The 19,278-nt window shown below is 67.0% G+C and carries 20 protein-coding genes; 13 read left to right on the forward strand and 7 right to left on the reverse strand.

Features of this window, described 5'->3' with window-relative positions:
* The first annotated feature begins 68 nt into the window (after positions 1 to 68).
* Both BKY59_RS04130 and BKY59_RS04135 read left to right on the forward strand, forming a co-directional pair.
* Positions 69 to 1,022 carry a glycosyltransferase family 2 protein gene (locus BKY59_RS04130; protein WP_076068825.1) on the forward strand — a complete coding sequence of 318 codons (954 nt, stop codon included), beginning with the start codon at positions 69 to 71 and terminating at the stop codon, positions 1,020 to 1,022.
* The gene (locus BKY59_RS04135; RefSeq protein WP_076068826.1) at positions 1,022 to 1,753 is read left to right on the forward strand and encodes a class I SAM-dependent methyltransferase; all 732 of its coding nucleotides are present in this window, start codon (positions 1,022 to 1,024) and stop codon (positions 1,751 to 1,753) included. Before BKY59_RS04130 ends, BKY59_RS04135 begins: the two co-directional genes overlap by 1 nt.
* On the opposite strand, the gene BKY59_RS04140 is transcribed toward BKY59_RS04135, so the two are convergent.
* Entirely contained in the window at positions 1,687 to 3,291 is a 1,605-nt protein-coding gene (locus BKY59_RS04140) for a hypothetical protein (protein ID WP_076068827.1), read from the reverse strand. The two genes, BKY59_RS04135 and BKY59_RS04140, sit on opposite strands and share 67 nt — an antisense overlap.
* Positions 3,292 to 3,463: 172 nt before the next feature.
* On the opposite strand from BKY59_RS04140, the gene BKY59_RS17230 reads away from it, so the two are divergent.
* The gene (locus BKY59_RS17230; protein WP_076068828.1) at positions 3,464 to 5,011 is read left to right on the forward strand and encodes a glycosyltransferase family 39 protein; all 1,548 of its coding nucleotides are present in this window, start codon (positions 3,464 to 3,466) and stop codon (positions 5,009 to 5,011) included.
* Between the two features lie 100 nt (positions 5,012 to 5,111).
* Here the strand turns inward: BKY59_RS17230 and BKY59_RS04150 are convergent, their stop codons facing one another.
* Positions 5,112 to 6,329, reverse strand: a complete 1,218-nt coding sequence (locus tag BKY59_RS04150; protein ID WP_076068989.1) for an argininosuccinate synthase — start codon at positions 6,327 to 6,329, stop codon at positions 5,112 to 5,114.
* Positions 6,330 to 6,470: 141 nt separating this feature from the next.
* Between BKY59_RS04150 and BKY59_RS04155 the strand changes: the two genes are divergently transcribed.
* From BKY59_RS04155 to BKY59_RS04165, 3 genes are all read left to right on the forward strand, one after another.
* Positions 6,471 to 6,938, forward strand: coding sequence for an EF-hand domain-containing protein (locus BKY59_RS04155; protein WP_076068829.1), 468 nt, complete (start codon positions 6,471 to 6,473; stop codon positions 6,936 to 6,938).
* A 28-nt stretch (positions 6,939 to 6,966) separates the two neighbouring features.
* Complete coding sequence (locus BKY59_RS04160) at positions 6,967 to 7,428, forward strand: EF-hand domain-containing protein (protein WP_076068830.1); 462 nt, start codon at positions 6,967 to 6,969, stop codon at positions 7,426 to 7,428.
* Positions 7,429 to 7,573: 145 nt separating this feature from the next.
* A complete protein-coding gene (locus tag BKY59_RS04165) occupies positions 7,574 to 8,044 on the forward strand; it encodes a BLUF domain-containing protein (protein WP_076068831.1) in 471 nt (156 codons plus the stop codon).
* A gap of 42 nt (positions 8,045 to 8,086) precedes the next feature.
* On the opposite strand, the gene BKY59_RS04170 is transcribed toward BKY59_RS04165, so the two are convergent.
* The 3 genes from BKY59_RS04170 to BKY59_RS04180 form a co-directional block, all read right to left on the reverse strand.
* On the reverse strand, positions 8,087 to 9,322 hold the full coding sequence (locus tag BKY59_RS04170) for an SAM-dependent methyltransferase (RefSeq protein WP_076068832.1): 1,236 nt from the start codon (positions 9,320 to 9,322) through the stop codon (positions 8,087 to 8,089).
* 189 nt (positions 9,323 to 9,511) lie between these two features.
* Positions 9,512 to 10,696, reverse strand: coding sequence for a dual-specificity RNA methyltransferase RlmN (rlmN, locus tag BKY59_RS04175; RefSeq protein ID WP_076068991.1), 1,185 nt, complete (start codon positions 10,694 to 10,696; stop codon positions 9,512 to 9,514).
* A gap of 116 nt (positions 10,697 to 10,812) precedes the next feature.
* Complete coding sequence (locus BKY59_RS04180; protein WP_076068833.1) at positions 10,813 to 11,457, reverse strand: queuosine precursor transporter; 645 nt, start codon at positions 11,455 to 11,457, stop codon at positions 10,813 to 10,815.
* A gap of 175 nt (positions 11,458 to 11,632) precedes the next feature.
* Here BKY59_RS04180 and BKY59_RS04185 point away from each other — a divergent pair, with 175 nt between their 5' ends.
* From BKY59_RS04185 to BKY59_RS04190, 3 genes are all read left to right on the forward strand, one after another.
* Positions 11,633 to 12,910 carry a NupC/NupG family nucleoside CNT transporter gene (locus tag BKY59_RS04185; RefSeq protein ID WP_076068834.1) on the forward strand — a complete coding sequence of 426 codons (1,278 nt, stop codon included), beginning with the start codon at positions 11,633 to 11,635 and terminating at the stop codon, positions 12,908 to 12,910.
* 133 nt (positions 12,911 to 13,043) lie between these two features.
* A complete protein-coding gene (locus BKY59_RS18200) occupies positions 13,044 to 13,175 on the forward strand; it encodes a hypothetical protein (protein ID WP_276205479.1) in 132 nt (43 codons plus the stop codon).
* An 86-nt stretch (positions 13,176 to 13,261) separates the two neighbouring features.
* Positions 13,262 to 13,555, forward strand: coding sequence for a DUF2218 domain-containing protein (locus BKY59_RS04190; protein WP_076068835.1), 294 nt, complete (start codon positions 13,262 to 13,264; stop codon positions 13,553 to 13,555).
* Positions 13,556 to 13,655: 100 nt separating this feature from the next.
* On the opposite strand, the gene BKY59_RS04195 is transcribed toward BKY59_RS04190, so the two are convergent.
* Positions 13,656 to 14,525, reverse strand: a complete 870-nt coding sequence (locus tag BKY59_RS04195) for a 3-hydroxybutyryl-CoA dehydrogenase (RefSeq protein ID WP_076068836.1) — start codon at positions 14,523 to 14,525, stop codon at positions 13,656 to 13,658.
* 203 nt (positions 14,526 to 14,728) lie between these two features.
* Here BKY59_RS04195 and sucC point away from each other — a divergent pair, with 203 nt between their 5' ends.
* The 4 genes from sucC (at position 14,729) to BKY59_RS04215 (ending at position 18,136) form a co-directional block, all read left to right on the forward strand.
* Positions 14,729 to 15,928 (forward strand): ADP-forming succinate--CoA ligase subunit beta, encoded by a 1,200-nt coding sequence (gene sucC, locus BKY59_RS04200; protein ID WP_076068837.1) that lies wholly within the window; start codon positions 14,729 to 14,731, stop codon positions 15,926 to 15,928.
* Between the two features lie 239 nt (positions 15,929 to 16,167).
* Positions 16,168 to 16,917, forward strand: a complete 750-nt coding sequence (locus BKY59_RS04205; RefSeq protein WP_076068838.1) for an electron transfer flavoprotein subunit beta/FixA family protein — start codon at positions 16,168 to 16,170, stop codon at positions 16,915 to 16,917.
* On the forward strand, positions 16,914 to 17,843 hold the full coding sequence (locus BKY59_RS04210) for an electron transfer flavoprotein subunit alpha/FixB family protein (protein WP_076068839.1): 930 nt from the start codon (positions 16,914 to 16,916) through the stop codon (positions 17,841 to 17,843). Before BKY59_RS04205 ends, BKY59_RS04210 begins: the two co-directional genes overlap by 4 nt.
* Positions 17,844 to 17,914: 71 nt before the next feature.
* Entirely contained in the window at positions 17,915 to 18,136 is a 222-nt protein-coding gene (locus BKY59_RS04215) for a DUF1294 domain-containing protein (protein WP_076068993.1), read from the forward strand.
* A gap of 19 nt (positions 18,137 to 18,155) precedes the next feature.
* Here BKY59_RS04215 and BKY59_RS04220 read toward each other — a convergent pair whose 3' ends face one another.
* Positions 18,156 to 19,184: a histone deacetylase family protein gene (locus tag BKY59_RS04220; RefSeq protein ID WP_076068840.1), complete on the reverse strand. Its 1,029-nt coding sequence runs from the start codon at positions 19,182 to 19,184 to the stop codon at positions 18,156 to 18,158.
* Between the last annotated feature and the right edge of the window lie 94 nt (positions 19,185 to 19,278).

Below are 19,278 nucleotides of genomic sequence, written 5' to 3' on the forward strand. Positions count from 1 at the left end.
TGCCTGCTCCCATATCCGGTCCGGCCGCGAGCGCGGAGAGGTGCGGCGAACCGCGCCCGCTGGTGACGATGATCGTGCCGGTAAAGGACGAGGAGGCGGCGATCGGCACCTTCGTGCAGCGGGTGACGCTGGTCCTCGATTCGCTGGCCGAGCCGCGGGGCTGGGAAATCCTGTTCGTCGACGACGGATCGACCGACGCCACGCTGCCCGCGATCATGGCCGCCAACCATGCCGACCCGCGGATCCGCGCGTTGTCGCTGTCGCGCAATTTCGGCAAGGAGGCCGCGCTGTCGGCCGGGCTGGACGTCGCGCGCGGCGAGGTGTCGATCCCGATCGATGTCGACCTGCAGGACCCGCCGGAAGTGATCGGCGAGATGATCGCCAAATGGCGCGACGGGTACGAGGTGGTGTACGGCGTGCGCCGCAACCGGGCGAGCGACACGTTGCCCAAGCGGTTCACGGCCGACTTCTACTACCGCGCGCACAACTGGTTGTCGGCGGACAAGATTCCCGAACATGCCGGCGATTTCCGGCTGCTCGACCGGCGGGTGGTGGAGGTGATCCGCACGATGCCGGAACGCAACCGGTTCATGAAGGGCCTGTTCGCATGGGGCGGGTTTCGCCAGACCTCGGTCGAATATGACCGGGTCGAACGGACGCTGGGCACGACCAAGTTCAACTACTGGAAGCTCTGGACGCTGGCGATCGACGGGATCACGTCGGCATCGACGGTGCCGCTCCGCGTCTGGAGCTATCTGGGCGGGGCGATCGCGCTGTGCGGCATCGTCTATGCGCTGTTCGTGGCGGCGCGCACGCTGCTGTTCGGGTCAGACGTCGCGGGCTATCCCTCGCTGATGGTCGCGATCCTGTTCTTCGGCGGGTTGCAGCTGCTGTCGCTGGGCGTGCTGGGCGAGTATGTCGGGCGCATCATGGTCGAGGTGAAGCACCGGCCGATCTACGTCGTGCGGACCCGGATCGGCATGGACGGCGGGACCAACGGCGCGAGCAGAGGAATGGACTGATGGACGCCAGCATCTATGCGCGGATGGCCGAGATCGACGGCGAACATTGGTGGTTCGCCGCACGCCGCCGGATCGTGGCGGCGCTGATCGAGGCGCAGGCCCCGCGGCGGTCGGGCATGGCGATTCTGGAGGTCGGCTGCGGCACGGGATCGAACATCCCGCTGTTGCAGGGCTATGGCACGGTCGATGCGGTGGAGCCGGACGATTTCGCCCGGGCCTTCGCCTCCACCCGCAGCGGCGTCGCGGTGAAGGGCGGGTATCTGCCCGACGGCGTCGCGTTGCAGGACGGGCATTACGACTTCATCGTGCTGCTCGACGTGCTGGAACATATTCCGGGCGATCTGGAAGCGCTGACCGCGCTGCGCCGCAAGCTGGCCCCCGGCGGTCGGTTGATGGTGACCGTGCCCGCCAATCCGTGGATGTGGAGCGCGCATGACGCCGCCCACCACCACCAGCGCCGCTATACTGCGGCCACGCTGGCCGATGTGTTCGTGCGCGCCGGGTTCCGCGTGCGGCATCGCAGCCATTTCAACACGCTGCTGTTCCCGCTGATCGTCGGGGTGCGGTGGCTGCACAAGCTGACCGGCAAGACCGGCGGGGACGATGATGCGATGCCGTCGCCGCGCGTGAACCGCCTGCTCGAACGGCTGTTCGGTGCGGAACGTCACATCGTGGCGCGGCGGTCGCTGCCCTTCGGCGTGTCGCTGGCACTGGTCGCCGAACCGGCCTGAACCGGCGCGGATGGCCGCACGACGCGGTACAGGATGCCGCGTGCGCGCCCGTGCCAGACGGGCATCAGGTCGGGATAGCGGACCCAGCCCGACCGCGGCATGTCGATCAGCCAAAGATAATCATAGGCGGCGCGCGGAAAGTTCACCAGCGTATCGCGAAACACCGGTTCGCCGCGCCGGCGACAGCGGAGCGGGCGCAGCATCTGTGTCGGATCGCCGCCGAACCGGCCGACATGGGGGTTGCGGATCGTCAACAGTTGCGCACCCGCCATCGCCCACTGGCCGTTCACGAACGCCTGTTTGCGGCCGATCGCGATGCTGCCGAGATGGTCCATCCGCGAATAGCTCCACGTCCCTTCGCAGGGCAGGTTGACCAGCACCATCACGCGCGCGCCGACGGGTAGATGGTCGATCGCCGCAAGCTGTTCGTCATAGGCGCGGTCCAACCGAGCGTAATGGAGCGTGTGGCCGGTCAGCCGGACCAGCAGGAACAGCAATGCGGCGATCGCCAGCGCAGGCCGCCACCAGCGCGCATCCCCGACCGGCCGCAACGCCACCGCCGCGACGGCCAGCGCATAGGGCGCCATCCGCATGTCGGCATAGGCCGAACCGAGCAGGACGCGCGGTAGCACCGCATAGGCGGCGAACAGAAACAGCGCGGCCAGGCCGAGCGTGCGATCGTACCGAAAGCCGATCCGCGCAACGCCCATCCCGAGCAGCGCGATGAAGAGCGAAACGCAGGCCATGTCGAACTGGCGGTTGTCGTCGCGCAACGCGGCGACCAGCCAGCCGAGTTTCCACATGACGGCATAACCGCCGGTCGTGCCGGCGACCGCACCGGACCGCCAGACCAGCATCAGGATCATCGGCGGCACCAGTGGCAGGCAGGCGATGCCGGCATGCCACAGCGTTGCGAACAGGGGCCGCGTGGGCTCATCGCCACCGCCCCGCGCGCGGACCAGCTCCGCGGCGGCGGCCAGCAGGCACAGCACCGCCCAGCCATAGCTGTGGCAGACCCAGATCATGAGGCCGATCGGCACGAACAGCAGCGCGCGCAACCGCGTCCGCCCTGTCCGGCCGAGCCGCAGCCACAGGGCGAACGCCAGGAAGGCCAGCGCCATCGACAGCGCGAAGTTGGCGAACCCGAACTGGAACGGATAACCATAGGCGAACGGCAGCGCGAACGCCGCGCCGGCCGGCACGCGGCCATGCGCTTCCCGCGCCATCCACAGCAGTCCGCCGGCGGTCAGCGCCGGGATCAGCAGGACGATCAGCTTGACCGCCGGTTCCAGCCCCATCAGCCGGGACAGCGGCACGACCAGCAGATCGATACCCATATTGCCGATCAGGCCCCATTCGAACCCATAATAGCGTTGCAGCCAGGGCGACTGCGCACGGCCGAGTTCGACGCCGTAGCGCCCGATATGGCCCAGCAGGTCGGTGATGGGGGGAATGTCGGGACGGAGCAGCGGGATCACCATCAGGCACGCCAGCCCGATCGCGTACCACCGCCACTGCCACCAGGCGCGATCGGTCATGGCTTTGCCTGTATCGAAGCGGAGCCCCGTCGGGAATAGAAATGCGGGGAGTGGGAGGCGCGCTGGCATCTGCTCCGTCATTCCGGTTTTCGCCGGGATGACGCTCGGTGGCTCCGACGAACGGCATGCGGCGTGCTTTCCTTCCCTCTGGCCAGACCCTAAGGCGGCGGCCATGGAACGGGCGCGGCTACTCCGGACGATCGGCATCCTCGGCGCGTTCGGGTTGCTCGCGCTCGCGCTGTACTTCCGGTTCCACGCATCGCTGGTGGAACCGTTCTGGCTGGACGAGGCGTATAGCGCCTATGCGGCGGGCAAGGGGTTCGGTTTCCTCTGGCATGTCGTCGCGACCTACGAAACGCATCCGCCCTTCTACTATTCGCTGCTGCGCTGCTGGACGCTGCTGTTCGGCGACAGCCTGGCCGGTCACCGGTCGCTGGGGTATGTCGCGGGTGTCGCGGTGCTGCCGGTGATCTGGCTTGGCGCGCGCGATTCGGGGCGGCTGGCGGGGCTCGATCCGCGGCGCATCGCATGGGGGGCGACGGCGTTCGCGGCGGTGTCGATCGCGCTGGTCGCGATGACCCGCGAGGTGCGGCCCTATCCGGTGATGATTCTGGTCTATGCCGGCACGCTGTGGGCGCTGGTCCGGCTGGGGATCGCCGCGGAACGCGGGCGGGGCGTCGCCGGCCGGCCGTTTGCGGGCTATCTCGTCGGGCTGGCGCTCATGCTGTGGCTGCACAATCTGGGCGTGCTCTATGCGGCCGCGATCGGGCTGGCGTTCGCCGCGCTGGTGCTGCGTGCGCGTCTGTCGCGACGCGACTGGGTACGGATCGTTAGCGGGCATCTGCTGGTCCTGCTCGCCTGGCTGCCCGCGCTCGCCATTCTGGCCGATCAGGCGCCGACCTGGGTCAGGGCGACGTGGCTGACCTTTTCCTGGGCCACGGTGCCGGGCAAGCTTGCGATCCTCTATGCCGCGCCGGGTTTCGCGCCCGGTGTCGCGTTGTTCGTGCTGGCCGGTTTGGCGATCTGGCGACTGATGGAGCGCGCGCCGGCGCGGCGGCTGGCAGCGGCGCTGTTTGCGCTCGCGCTGGTGCCCCCGGGCCTGTCGATCGCGCTGTCGGCGATGGTCGCACCGGTGTTCATCATGCGCACCATGACGCCGGTCGCGGTCCCGGCAATGCTGCTGCTGAGCATCGGGACGATCGGCTGGGCGGCGGGGTGGCGGCGTCATGTCGGGCTGACCGCCGGGCTGGTCGTCGCGTTCCACATGATCCTGGTCGATGTTCGCGAGCGGCAGCATGTCGGCGGGCAACAGGACTGGTACGGGGTCGTGCGGTTCCTCGCCCCGCGCTGGCAGCCGGGCGACGTGCTGCTCGCCTATCCCAATGAGGGGGCGCTGCCGCTGGTGTTCGCGCTGCGCGACCGCGGCGTGACCATTCCGGTGCGGCCGGTGCCGACACCCGTGCCGTCGATCGGGGTCGGGGGGTGGTACCCCACCGGCAGCCGCGGCGTCGTGTCGCTCCCGCGCGACCGGTTGCGGGCCATCGCGCGGGAGCCTGCGGTGCAGGCGGCGCGGACGGTGTGGCTGCTTCGGCTGGGGCCGCGGGCCTATGACAAGGGAGACATGTTCCTGCGCGAGTTGTCGGTCGGCCGGCGGCCGGTGGCGCGGTTGTACTGGAACCCGATCAACCTGATTGCGCTGCGGCGAGCGGAGAAGTCTTAATCGTCCGTTCCCCGGCGCAGGCCGGGGCCCTGGATGCAACCGTTCCATCTAGGCCCCGGCCTATGCGCCGGGGAACGCTTCGTGCTTCTAGCGTCTAGCCCTACAGCCCATCGCGGCGGCCCAGCAGGCGGAGGCGGAGGGCGTTGAGCTTGATGAAGCCCGCTGCGTCGCGCTGGTCGTAGGCGCCGGCGTCGTCCTCGAACGTCACGACCTTTTCGCTGTAGAGCGAATAGGGCGAGCGGCGGCCGGTGACGAAGACGCTGCCCTTGAACAGTTTCAGCCGGACGGTGCCTGACACCTTGTGCTGGCTATGGTCGATCGCGGCCTGGAGCATTTCGCGTTCCGGGCTGAACCACAGGCCGTTGTAGATCAGTTCGGCATAGCGCGGGGCGAGTTCGTCCTTCAGGTGCATCGCGCCGCGATCGAGCGTGATCTGTTCGATCCCGCGGTGGGCCAGGTGGTAGATCGTGCCGCCGGGCGTCTCGTACATGCCGCGGCTCTTCATGCCGACGAAGCGGTTTTCGACCAGGTCGAGCCGGCCGATGCCGTGGCGCTTGCCAAGTTCGTTGAGCTTGGCGAGCAGCGTGGCGGGGGACATCCCCTCGCCGTTCACCGCCACCGCGTCGCCGCGTTCGAAGTCGATCATGATCTCCTCCGGCACGTCGGGTGCAGTGACGGGATCATCGGTGCGCGAGTAGACATAGTCCGGGATCTCGTCCCACGGATCCTCGAGCACCTTGCCCTCCGACGAGGTGTGCAAAAGGTTCGCGTCGGTCGAGAAGGGCGACTCCCCCCGCTTGTCCTTGGGCACCGGGATCTGGTGCTGTTCGGCATATTCGATCAGGCGCGTGCGGCTGGTCAGGTCCCATTCGCGCCACGGCGCGATGACGCGGATGTCGGGGGCGAGCGCGTAATAGCCGAGTTCGAACCGGACCTGGTCGTTGCCCTTGCCGGTGGCGCCGTGGCTGACCGCGTCGGCACCGACCTGACGCGCGATTTCGATCTGGCGCTTGGCGATCAGCGGTCGTGCGATCGAGGTGCCGAGCAGGTACAGCCCCTCGTACAGCGCGTTCGACCGCATCATCGGCATGACATAGTCGCGCACGAATTCCTCGCGCAGGTCGTCGATGAAGATGTGTTCGGGCTTCACGCCCATCAGTTCCGCCTTGGCGCGGGCGGGCTCCAGCTCCTCGCCCTGGCCGAGGTCCGCGGTGAAGGTCACGACCTCGCACTGATATTCCTCGCGCAGCCATTTCAGGATCACGCTCGTGTCGAGGCCGCCCGAATAGGCCAGCACAACCCGCTTCACGTCCGACATGTCCGTCCCTTCAACCCGTAAATTCGCGCGCGCCTTGCCATCCGGGGCCAGCGCATTCAAGCGCCATACAGTTGGACGGCCCCATATCGTCGCCCCGTACGTAGAGGACCGGACATGGACCAAGGAACAGTTATGCCCCCGATGACCCTCTTGATGACCGCGATGCTCGGTCTGGCCGCCGCGCCGGCGCTTTCCGCCGCACCCGCCGCCGCGGCGAAGACGGGCGCCGACGTGACGCGCGCGCAGATGCAGGCGGAGGTCGACGGTGTGTTCAAGCTGGCCGACACGAACAAGGACGGGTTCATGAGCCGCGCGGAATTCGGCAAGCGGATGGGCGTCGTCCTGAACCGCACGCCGCCGGGCACGAAGAACGCGCCGACCGCGAAAGAGGCGCAGGACATGCTGAACGCCGCCAATGCCGCTTTCAAGGCAGTCGACAGCAACAGCGACGGGAAGCTGAGCCCGGCGGAGGCATCGCGCCGCCCGATGCGCGCGTTCGACATGGTCGATGCCAATCACGACGGTGTGCTGACGCTGGCGGAGAAGATTGCCGCACGCAAGCCGGGCGCGGGCGCGATCCTGGATCGCAAGCTGACACCGGGGCGTTGACAGCCGGGACGGGGCAAGGAGAGACGTGATGAAGCCGATGCTGACGACGATCGCGGCGATGATGCTGGCGGTGCCCCTTGGCCTGGGCGGGGCAGTTCATGCGCAGCAGCCGGGGCCGCAGGGGCGTGGGCCGGATTTCCTGTTGCGGGGGGCGGCCGCTGAACGGGCGACCGGCCTCAGCCACATGCTCGACGCGGATCGCGACGGTGCGGTCAGCCGTGCCGAGGTCGATGCGTGGGCGGCGGGCAAGGCAGTACCCCCCGCCATCCTCGAATCGATGTTCGCGGACGCCGATACGAACCGCGACGGCCGTATCACCCTGGCCGAGCAGCAGGCCGACGCGCTGCGTAGCTTCGACGAGGCCGATACCGATCATGACGGGCGCATGACGGGTGCCGAGCGCGCGGCGGCAGAAGCAAGATTCTCGGCGCAGGAGCCGGGTACTGGCGTTGCGCCCGCGCCATTGCCGGTACCGACCCGGAAACGCTGACGATCGATGCCCGCGCCTTCGGCGCTTGAAATCGATATTGCATAACGATCGGTCGCGCCCGCCAGAATAGCGACCTGTCGTAAACCCATGTTTATTTTCGTAACCGCGCTCTGGCTAGCCTGTCATCCTTTGCCGGGGCGCGATCATGCTACAACTCGTCTATGCCAGTCGGGCCACCGATGCGTGGGATGGTGACCTCCATGGGCTTTGCGTGCAGTGCGCCGGCCATAACGAGCGCGAGGAAATCACTGGCGTGGTGCTGTTCGAGAACGGTACGTTTCTCCACGCGCTGGAAGGCCCGAGGGAGGGTGTCGAGAATATCTTCATCGAGATCGTCCAGGACAAGCGTCACCATTCGCTGCATCTGCTGTCCCGACGCAGGCTGACGCAGCGCGAGTTCGGCTATGGCGCGATGGTCGAACTCGATACACCGGAGGCCCGCGACGAAGCACTGTCGAAGGTCGGGGATATCGTCAGCCTGGCGGGCGGTGCCGCGCGGACGGCGTTCGACGAGTATTTCGGCACGGTAGGCGGCGACCCGGTGCAGCGTTCCGTGCCGGCGAACGATCGGGCGCTGGCGAAGCTCTGGCGTGATGGAAGCGGCGCACGCGGGTAGGACGGGCAGGCTCGCGACGTCGCCGCGACGTCGTCCAGCGGCTCAGTCCTGCGCCTGCAATGCCCGTTCGGCGCTCGCCAGATAGTCGCGTGTCAGCGGCAACGCCCAGCGGCTGCGGACATACTGGATCTGGTAGTTGCACATGCCGCCGTGGCGGAACGCGCTCATCGCGCCGGCAAGGTAGAAGGTCCACATGCGGTAGAAGCGCGCGTCGAACATCGCCTCGATCTCCGCCTTGTGCGCGACGCAGCGGTCGTACCAGTGGCGGATGGTCAGCGCATAGTGGACGCGGAGTGTTTCGACGTCGGACGAGATCAGGCGCTGCGACTCACTGGCGGCGACGATCTCCGACAAGGCGGGGTTGTAGCCGCCGGGGAAGATGTAGCGCGCGGTAAAGGCATCGGTCTGGCCCGGGCCGCCCATCCGTCCGATGGTGTGGAGCAGCATGACGCCGTCCTCCACCATCAGCGCGCGGCATTTGGCGAAGAAGGTGCGGTAGTTGGGCACGCCGACATGTTCGAACATGCCGACCGACACGATCCGGTCGAACGTCCCGCTGAGTTCGCGGTAGTCGATCAGTTCGAACTTCACGCGGTCCGCGACGCCGGCTTCCTCCGCACGGCGGCGCGCGGTCTTGAGCTGTTCCTCCGACAGGGTGATGCCCAGCACGTCGACGTCGGCGACGCGGTTGAGGTAGAGCGCCATGCCGCCCCAGCCGCAGCCGATGTCGAGCACGCGCTGGCCCGGTTTCAGGTTCAGCTTGGCGGCAATGTGCGCCTTCTTGTCGAGCTGCGCCTGTTCCAGGCTGTTGTCCGGATCGGTGAAGTAGGCGCAGCTATATTGCCGGTCGACATCCAGGAACAGGTCGTAGAGCCGGTCGCCGATATCGTAATGATGGGCGACATTCTGTTTCGACCGGGCGATGCGGTTCACGGAATCGAGCCGGGTCGCGATGGTGCCGGCGATCCGCTTCATCGGGCTGCGCGCGCCCAGCTGCCCGCCGCCGCGTTCCCATTTGCCGTTGGACCGGATCAGGTCGATCAGGCCCGCGATGTCACCCTGTTCGATGATCATGCGGCCGTCCATCCAGGCCTCCGCCGCGCCAAGCCTGGGATGGCGCGCGATGTAGTTGCCGACGCGTGCGTCGGTGAAGCGCACGACGATCGGCATCCGGTCGGGATCGGGCGTGCCGTAGTCGTAGCGCTTGCCGTCGCCATCGATGATCGACAGCTGGCCGGTCTTCAGCGCCTTGCGGGCGAATCTATCGAACAGCCACATATGCGTACGCCCCGTTTGTTTGGGGCGGTATTGCCAGTGTGGTCAGTTGGCGTCGATGCCAAAACGGTCATCGCCTGTGTCTCCCCCTCTCCCCGAGGGGAGAGGGCTTTGCCTGGACGCAACCGGCTCCCTCCCCCTTCCGGGGGGGAGGGCCGGGGAGAGGGGGGGACACAAGCGCTGTGTGTGACTTCAGCCCAGCGCGGCCTGCTTCTCGTCGGCCAGACGATCGAGTTCCGCGCGGCTCTTCTTCTCCGACGCGGATTTCAGCTGGCCGCAGGCGGCCATGATGTCGCGGCCGCGCGGGGTGCGGACGGGGGCGCTGATGCCGGCTTCGAACACGATGTTGGAGAAGCGCTTGATCCGTTCCGGGTCGGAACATTCGTAGTTCGCGCCGGGCCAGGGGTTGAACGGGATCAGGTTCACCTTGGCCGGCAGGTCGTACTTCTTCAGCAGCCGGACCAGTTCGTATGCATCGGCGTCGCTGTCGTTCTTGTCCTTCAGCATCACATATTCGAACGTGATGCGGCGTGCGTTGTTGGCGCCGGGATAGTCGGCGCAGGCCTGGAGCAGCTCCTCGATCCCGTATTTGCGGTTGAGCGGGACGATCTCGTCGCGGACGTCCTTCGTCACCGCGTGGAGCGAGACGGCAAGGTTGACGCCGATCTCCGCCCCGGCACGCGCCATCATCGGCACGACGCCGCTGGTGCTGAGCGTGATGCGGCGGCGGGAGAGGCCGAGGCCGGCGCCGTCCATGACGAGCTTCAGCGCATCGCGGACATTGTCGAAATTATAGAGCGGTTCGCCCATCCCCATCATGACGATGTTGGTGAGCATGCGGCCCTCCGGCTGGCTCGGCCATTCCCCCAGCGCGTCGCGCGCCAGCATGACCTGGCCGACGATCTCGGCCGGCGTCAGGTTACGGACCAGCCGCATCGTGCCGGTGAAGCAGAAACGGCAGTTGAGCGTGCATCCCACCTGGCTGGAGACGCAGAGCGTGCCGCGGTCCGCATCCGGGATGAAGACCATCTCGTAATCCTGGCCGTCGTCGGTGCGGAGCAGCCACTTGCGCGTGCCGTCGCTCGACACCTGCGCCTCGACCACCTCCGGCCGGCTGACGACGAAGCGCATTGCGAGCCAGCCGTGCATCGACTTGGCGATATCGGTCATCAGCGTGAAATCGACGACGCCGCGATTGTAGATCCAGTGCCACAGCTGCTTTGCGCGCAGCTTGGCCTGCTTGGGTTCGAGCTGCGCGGTTTCGAGTGCGACGCGCAGTTCCGCCTGCGACAGGCCGAGCAGGTCGATCCGGCCATCGGCGCGGGGCACGAATGCACGGGGTACGGGAACCGGATCGATATGACCGGGGATGGACATCTGGATTGTCATGATCGCGTCGATATAGGCGAAAACCGCGTGTTTCGCCAGACGGGGCGGCGGACGGTCGCCGGTCGCCGGTCGGCGTCTCCGGCAGTCGCAGACCAGCGGAGCTGCTACGCCCGGTCCATCCGCCGGCCGAGCGCCACGAACAGGTAGATCAGCGGCGGCACCAGCACGATCGACAGCACGACCTTCGCCAGCATCTGCCCCGCCAGCAGCCCGCCGATATCACGTTCGCCCAGGAACGAGATCGAGATGAACAGCAGCGTATCGATGACCTGGGACGCGGCACTGGCCACCATCGCGCGCAACCAGAGGAGGTTGTCGGCCCCCGCCGCGAGCCGGGAAAAGATATAGACGTTGAGCGTCTGCGACGTACCGTATGCGATCAGACCCGCGATCATCATGCGTGCGCCCTGGCCGACGACGATCGGGAAAGCGTCCACCGCCGGCAGATACATGCCGGGATCGGTCGGGAGGACCAGGACCAGCTGGATCAGCAGCGCGGACATGACGAGCGGGACGAAACCGAAGCGCACCATCCGATCGGCAGCGGCGCGGCCGTGCAGTTCGGCGATCGCGCTGCCGATCACCACCAGCAGCAGGAACGCGAAGATGCCGGCCTCCACCGCCAGCGGCCCCAACGCCACCTGCTTCACGCCCAGCACGCCCGCAATGCACGTCATCCCGCCGTACAGGATGGAAAACAGGAACAGCGACCGGGGAATGGCGGCGGCGGCGGATGGCGGTGTCGTCATCGGCGCGGTGCTAATCGTTTTCGCGCGGACGTGGAAGCCGCGAAGATGACCGGAGCGCCGGCGCCATGCCCCCAAACTGTCCGGTCGGCCAAGCGAAGGGCTGTGCGTTCGCCGCGCGACGTGTATCGTCCGCCGCGACCGATCCCGTGGCCGCCCGAGAAAGCCCCCGACCGACATGCTCAAATATCTGATCGGCCTTGCCGGTATCGCGGTTATCCTCGCGATCGCCGTACTGCTATCCTCCAACCGCCGGGCGATCCGGTTGCGGGTGGTGGGGGCGGCCTTCGCGCTGCAGGCCGGCATCGCGGTGCTGGTGCTGTATTCGAGCGTCGGCAAGGTGGTGCTTGGCCAGATGTCGGGCGCGGTGGCCAATCTGCTCGGCTATTCGCAGCGCGGTACGGAATTCCTGTTCGGGACGCTCGCCAACCCGGCGATCGGCGGGCGGAGCTTCGCCATTTCCGCGCTGCCGGTCATCATCTTCTTCGCCAGCCTGGTGTCGATCCTCTATTACCTTGGCGTCATGCAGTTCGTGGTCCGCTGGATCGGCGGCGCGATCGAGCGGGTGATCGGCGTGTCGAAGGTGGAATCGCTGTGCGCCGCCGCCAATATCTTCGTCGGGCAGTCCGAATCGCCGCTGGTGATCCGCCCCTATCTGGCCGGGCTGACGCCGCCGCAGCTGTTCACCGTGATGGTGAGCGGGATGGCGGGTGTCGCAGGCACGATCCTGGCGGCCTATGCGTCGATGGGGGTGCGGATCGACTATCTGCTGGCGGCGAGTTTCATGGCGGCACCGGGCGGCATCCTGATGGCCAAGATCATGATGCCGGACGACATCGCGCCGCCCGCGGGGGAACTGCCGCTCGGCGACGCCAACGACCCGCAGCGCGAGGAGCATCAGATCGCGATGGCGGAGGCGACGCATGACGAGGAGCGCCCCGCCAACATCATCATGGCCGCCAGCCAGGGCGCGCAGACCGGCGTGCGGCTGGCGGTGGCGGTAGGCGCGATGGTGCTGGCGTTCGTGGCGCTGGTGGCGCTGGCCAACGGGTTGCTGACCGGGGTCGGCATGTGGTTCGGGGTGGAGGCGCTGACGTTCCAGCGGCTGCTCGGCTATGTCTTCGCGCCGGTCATGTACCTGCTGGGCGTGCCATGGGGCGAGGCGGGGATCGCCGGCGGGCTGTTCGGGCAGAAGATCGTGCTGAACGAGTTCGTCGCCTATATCGCGTTGGGCGAACAGCAGGCGGCGCTGTCCGAGCGGACCGTGGCGATCGTCACCTTCGCGCTCTGCGGATTCGCCAATTTCAGCTCGATCGCGATCCAGATGGCGGTGACGGGCAGTCTGGCCCCCAACCAGCGTACGATGATCGCCAAGCTGGGGTTGCGCGCGCTGGTGGCCGGATCGCTGGCCAACCTGATGAGCGCAGCGTTCGCCGGGTTGCTGCTGGTTCCCTGAAACAGTAGCATTTTGGTACAGACTGACCCGAAACGGGATGTCGTCGAACAGTTGTACGAATCCGCAGGTGGGCAACAGCAAGGACGCCGTTATGTAACGAGCATTGCCTAACTAGGCGTTAGGAGGTGCTCAAATGCGTATTGTACTTCTAATACTGGCGTTCATCTGGATCGTGCCGCTGGTCGGTGTTGTCGTCATGGCGCTGATAGCCGGTATGTCGCGACGTGCCCGGTCCTTTCTGCGGCGAACGCTGGTCACCGGCTGAACGCCACCGTGGCACGCACGCCGGCTTGATCCGGCTGCCGGTCCGGTCCAGCGTCTGCTGGACCGGACCGGTGGAGGAAGCCCGTCATGCCTGTCGTCACCACCGCGCGCGTCGCGACGCCGCATGCGAGCCGTTACCTGCAGCAGCTGTGCAGGCATTGGAGCCACCGGTTCGTCGTGGAACATACGCCGGACGCAGGAGAGGTCGCACTGCCGGCGGGACCGCTGACCTTGACCGCCGAACCGGACACGCTGGTGCTGCGGTTGAGCGTGGCCGATGCGGAAGAGGTCGCGCGCGTGCAGGGCGTGGTCGCCGAACTTCTCGACCGGTTCGCGTTCCGCGAGGGGCCGCTGGAGTATGATTGGCGAGTGGACGGGTAGGCGTTTGGCGAACCCGGCCCTTCTGTTCGTGCAAGCGGTCGCCGCAGTCGCACCCCCTCTTCCGGCCCCCTTCCCGTGGGTGGGGGAGAGGGCTTCTTTGTTAGCGCGTTGGAACGGGGGTTTCGGCTGAATAGTCGTAGAAACCGCGGCCGGTCTTGCGGCCGAGCCAGCCGGCCTCGACATATTTGACCAGCAGGGGGGCCGGGCGGAATTTGGGGTCCCCGGTGCCGTCGTGCAGGACGCGGCAGATGTTCAGGCAGGTATCGAGCCCGATGAAGTCGGCGAGCGTCAGCGGCCCCATCGGGTGGTTGAGCCCCAGACTGACCGCCGCGTCGATATCGGCGATCGTGGCGACGCCCTCGCCCAGCGCGAAGCAGGCCTCGTTGATGAACGGCAGCAGCACGCGGTTGACGATGAAGCCCGGCGCGTCGTTCGCATGGACGACGGTCTTGCCGAGCGCCTGCGCATAGGCCTCGACCCGCGCCACGGTGGCGTCCGCGGTGGCGAGGCCGCGAATCAGTTCGATCGGGCGCATGACCGGCACCGGGTTGAAGAAATGGACGCCCATGAACCGGGCAGGATCGGGCGCCGCCTGCGCCAGCCGCGTGATCGGGATGGACGAGGTGTTGGTGGCGAGGATGGCGTCGTCACCGAGTACCGCCCCGACATCGGCGAAGATCCTGCGCTTGATGTCCTCGCGTTCGGTCGCGGCCTCGATCACCAGCGCGGCATCGGCCATCGCCGCGACGTCGCCCACCGGTTCGATCAGCGCGACCGCGGCCTGCGCGTCTTCGAACGACAATTTTTCCTTGGCGACCAGCCGGTCGAGCGCGCGGGCGATGCCGTCGCGGCCCTTGGTGGCGGCCGCGATCGAAATATCCGACAGCAGGACGCGGTAGCCCGCCTGTGCGGACACCTGCGCGATGCCGGCCCCCATCTGGCCCGCGCCGATTATGCCGATCATTTCCATGGATCATCCTCACGCTGAACGCCCTGACCGGGCTTTGCACTCGCCCTACCGGCTCGCGCGGCGGCTCGCTAGGGTCATGGCGCGGGCGGCCGAGCCCGCTATGGTGCCGCAGTGCAGCGATTCCGATGGGTCGGGGTGGCAATCCCCGCCCCGTTATGCTTTAGCCCAGCCAACTTTCCGCTGGACCCAGAGGACGCGATCCCATGAACATCCACGAATATCAGGCCAAGGAACTGCTCGCCAAGTTCGGTGTCGCGATCCCCGCCGGCTATGCCGCGATGACCGTCGAAGAAGCCGTCGCAGCAGCCGAGCGCCTGCCCGGGCCGCTCTATGTCGTGAAGTCGCAGATCCACGCCGGCGGGCGCGGGAAGGGCAAGTTCAAGGAACTCGGCCCTGATGCGAAGGGCGGCGTGCGGCTGTCCAAGACGCTGGACGACGTGCGTCAGAACGCGACCGACATGCTGGGCAACACGCTGGTCACGATCCAGACGGGCGATGCGGGCAAGCAGGTCAACCGGCTGTACATCACGGACGGCGCGGACATCGCGAAGGAATATTATCTGTCGATGCTGGTCGATCGCGCGACCGGCCGGATCGCCGTCGTGGTGTCGACCGAAGGCGGCATGGACATCGAGGCAGTCGCGCATGACACGCCCGAACTGATCCACAGCATCATCATCGATCCGGTCGAAGGTTTCCAGCCGCATCACGGCCGCGCCGTGGCGTTCGCGCTGGGCCTGAAGGGCGATCTCTACAAGCAGGCGATCAAGGTTTCGGGCCAGCTGTACGAGGCGTTCATCGCGTCCGACATGGAAATGCTGGAAGTGAACCCGCTGGTCGAGACGACCGATGGCCAGCTGCTCGTGCTCGACGCCAAGGTGTCGTTCGACGGCAACGCATTGTACCGCCACAAGGACATCTTCGCGCTGCGCGACGAGTCCGAGGAAGATCCGGCCGAGATCGAGGCGTCCAAGTACGACCTGGCCTACATCAAGCTCGACGGTAACATCGGTTGCATGGTGAACGGCGCGGGCCTGGCCATGGCGACGATGGACATCATCAAGCTGAACGGTGCGTTCCCGGCGAACTTCCTGGACGTCGGCGGCGGCGCGTCGAAGGAGAAGGTGACGGCGGCGTTCAAGCTGATCCTGTCCGATCCGGCGGTCGAGGGCATCCTGGTCAACATCTTCGGCGGCATCATGCGCTGCGACATCATCGCCGACGGCATCGTCGCGGCGGCGAAGGAAGTGAACCTGTCGGTGCCGCTGGTCGTGCGGCTCGAGGGCACCAATGTTCAGCAGGGCAAGGACATCCTGGCCAACAGCGGCCTGCCGATCGTCAGCGCCGACGATCTGGGCGATGCAGCCAAGAAGATCGTGGCGCAGGTCAAGCAGGCGGCCTGATGCGTCGGGGGAACCATCTCCCCCGGACCTCATGAGCGCCCCGGCGAAGGCCGGGCCTGGGTGAAGTCGTTTCCCCTAGGCCCCGGCCCGCGCCGGGGCGCAATTACAAGAACTGTAACGCGTAGGGCGTTTTGACCTCGTCCGCCCCCTTTACGTTTACGTAAAGCGCCTGCTATGGGCCGATCAATCGCGCGGGGCGTTTGAGTCGCCGCCACAGCGTCATGCCGGAGGATAGCGCCATGAAGATCCTGGTGCCCGTGAAGCGGGTGATCGATTACAATGTGAAGCCGCGGGTGAAGGCGGACGGGACGGGTGTCGACCTGGCCAACGTCAAGATGAGCATGAACCCGTTCGACGAGATCGCGGTCGAAGAAGCGATCCGGCTGCGCGAAAAGGGCGTGGCCACCGAGATCGTGGCGGTCTCGATCGGCGTGCAGAAGTGTCAGGAAACGCTGCGCACCGCGCTTGCCATGGGTGCGGACCGCGCGATCCTGGTGCTGACCGAGGATGCTGTGGAGCCGCTGGCGGTCGCCAAGATCCTGAAGGCGATCGCGGACGAGGAGCAGCCGGGCCTGGTTATCCTGGGCAAGCAGGCGATCGACGACGACAGCAACCAGACCGGGCAGATGCTGGCGGCGCTGCTGGGCTGGGGTCAGGGCACGTTCGCGTCCAAGGTCGAAGTCGCAGGCGATACAGTTACCGTGACGCGCGAGGTGGACGGCGGGGCCGAGACGGTGACGCTGAAGACGCCGGCGATCGTGACGACCGACCTGCGCCTGAACGAGCCGCGCTATGCATCGCTGCCCAACATCATGAAGGCCAAGTCGAAGCCGATGGCGACGAGGGCCCCCGCCGACTACGGCGTGGACACGACGCCGCGGCTGACGACCAGCAAGGTCGTCGAACCGGCCAAGCGCGTGGCCGGCATCAAGGTGCCCGACGTCGATACGCTCGTGGCGAAGCTCAAGGACATGGGAGTGGCGGCATGAAGACGCTCGTCTGGGTCGAACATGATGGCGGCGCGGTAAAGGATGCCACGCTGTCCGCGGTGACTGCCGCAAGCCAGATCGGCGAGGTCCACCTGCTGGTCGCCGGTCAGGGTGTCGACGCGGTGGCGCAGGCCGCCGCGCAGATCGCCGGCGTGGGCAAGGTGCACGTCGCCGACGATGCGGCCTACGCCCACGCGCTGGCCGAAAATGTCGCGCCGCTGGTGGTGGACCTGATGGGCCATCATGATGCGTTCGTGCTGCCCGCCACGACCAACGGCAAGAATATCGCGCCACGCGTCGCCGCGCTGATGGATGTGACGCAGATCAGCGACATCCTGTCGGTCGAGGGCGACGGCACGTTCACGCGGCCGATCTATGCGGGCAACGCGATCGCGACGGTGAAGTCGTCGGATGCCAAGCTGGTCATCACCGTGCGCGGCACCGCCTTTGCCAAGGCGGCGGTCAGCGGCGGTACCGGTACTGTCGAGGCAGTGGCGACCGGTGGCGACAAGGGCTTGTCGACCTTTGTCGGGGCCGAGATCGCATCGTCCGACCGGCCGGAACTGACGTCCGCGAAGATCATCGTGTCGGGCGGGCGGGCGCTGGGTTCGGAAGAGAAGTTCCACGAACTGATCGACCCGCTGGCCGACAAGCTGGGTGCGGGGGTCGGTGCGTCGCGGGCCGCGGTCGATGCGGGCTATGCCCCCAACGACTATCAGGTCGGCCAGACCGGCAAGATCGTGGCCCCGGAAGTCTATGTCGCCGTCGGTATCTCCGGCGCGATCCAGCATCTGGCCGGCATGAAGGACTCCAAGGTCATCGTCGCGATCAACAAGGACGAGGATGCGCCGATCTTCCAGGTTGCCGATATCGGCCTGGTCGGCGACCTGTTCACGCTGGTGCCGGAACTGACCGCCAAACTCTGATCGATCGGCCGGGGGCGTTGTCGCTGACGGGCGCGATCATTCTGTGGCTGGTCGCGCTGAACGGCGTGACCATGCTGCGGTTCCGGCAGGACAAGGAGCGGGCACGCGCCGGGTTGCGGCGCGTGCCCGAGACCACCCTGCTCTGGCTGGCGCTGATCGGCGGCACGCCCGGAGCCTTCCTTGCTCGCCACCTGTTCCGGCACAAGACACGCAAGCAGCCCTTCTCCGATCGGTTGCGGCTGATCGCAGTGGTGCAGATCGGCGGACTGATCTGCGCGACATTCCGGTTCTGAGCCGCGATCGGGACGCGACCTATCCATCGACCGTCTGCCGGGCATCTTCAAAGCCGGCGAGCAGGGCCGCGACGTTGGCACCCAAGGCATCGACCGCGTAACCGCCCTCCATGACGATGACGGTCGACGGCGCCGTGGCGGCGATCCGGCGGCCCATGGTGGCGAAATCCGCGGTCGTCAGCGTGAAGCCGGCGATCGGATCTCCCTCGAACGTATCGGCCCCGAACGACAGGATCAGCAGGTCCGCGGCATGCGCGGCGACGGTCGCCAGCGCATCGTCCAGCCGGGGGGCATAGTCGGTCCAGTCCGTACCGCGCGGCAGCACGATATTATGGTTCGCACCGACACCCGCGCCCGCGCCGGTTTCGTCCGCATGGCCCCAGAAGTAGGGAAAGTCCGTGCCGGGGTCGGCATGGATTGACACAAACGCCATGTCGCCGCGATCGTAGAAGATGTCCTGCGTCCCGTTGCCGTGATGATAGTCGACATCCAGGATCGCGACGCGTCGGCCAGCATCCACCGCCGCCTGCGCGACGATCGCCGCGTTGTTGAGAAAACAGTAGCCGCCGGCATAGTCGCGCCCCGCATGATGGCCGGGCGGACGGCACAGCGCGAACGCCGCAACCGCCCCGGCCAGGACGTGGTCGAGTGCGGTCAGCGCGGATTGCGCACCCCAATAGGCGGCGTCCCAGGTGCCTGCGTCGATCGGCGTGACGGCGTCCGCGGTGAAGCGGCCGAGCAACGCATCGATTCGGGAGAGATCGAGCGGACGGCGACCGACGACGGGCCAGGCATAGCCGATCGCATCCCCCGTGCGGCCCGCGGCCAGCCAGCGATCATGCGCCTGTGCCAGGAAGGCGAGGTAGGCGGGGTCGTGGACCGCGACCAGCGCGGCCATGCCATGATCGACGGGTGCAGTCGTACCGCCGATCGCGGCCAGCACGTTGGCGGCGCGAGCCGGCGTGTCGGCATGGGCGGTGAGCGCACCGTTGAAGAATTCGTGCGCCGGCCGGTGGCCGAGCTGGCGATCGTCGAAGATGGCGATCATGCGATATCCTTTTCGGCAGGCGCAGCGTGGGACGGCGGGCCACGCGCGGCCTGAGGCGCGACAGCATCAACCGGGATCACCTAGCCGCGAACCA

The organism is Sphingomonas montana (assembly GCF_001956315.1).
Taxonomy (GTDB): domain Bacteria; phylum Pseudomonadota; class Alphaproteobacteria; order Sphingomonadales; family Sphingomonadaceae; genus Sphingomonas_R; species Sphingomonas_R montana.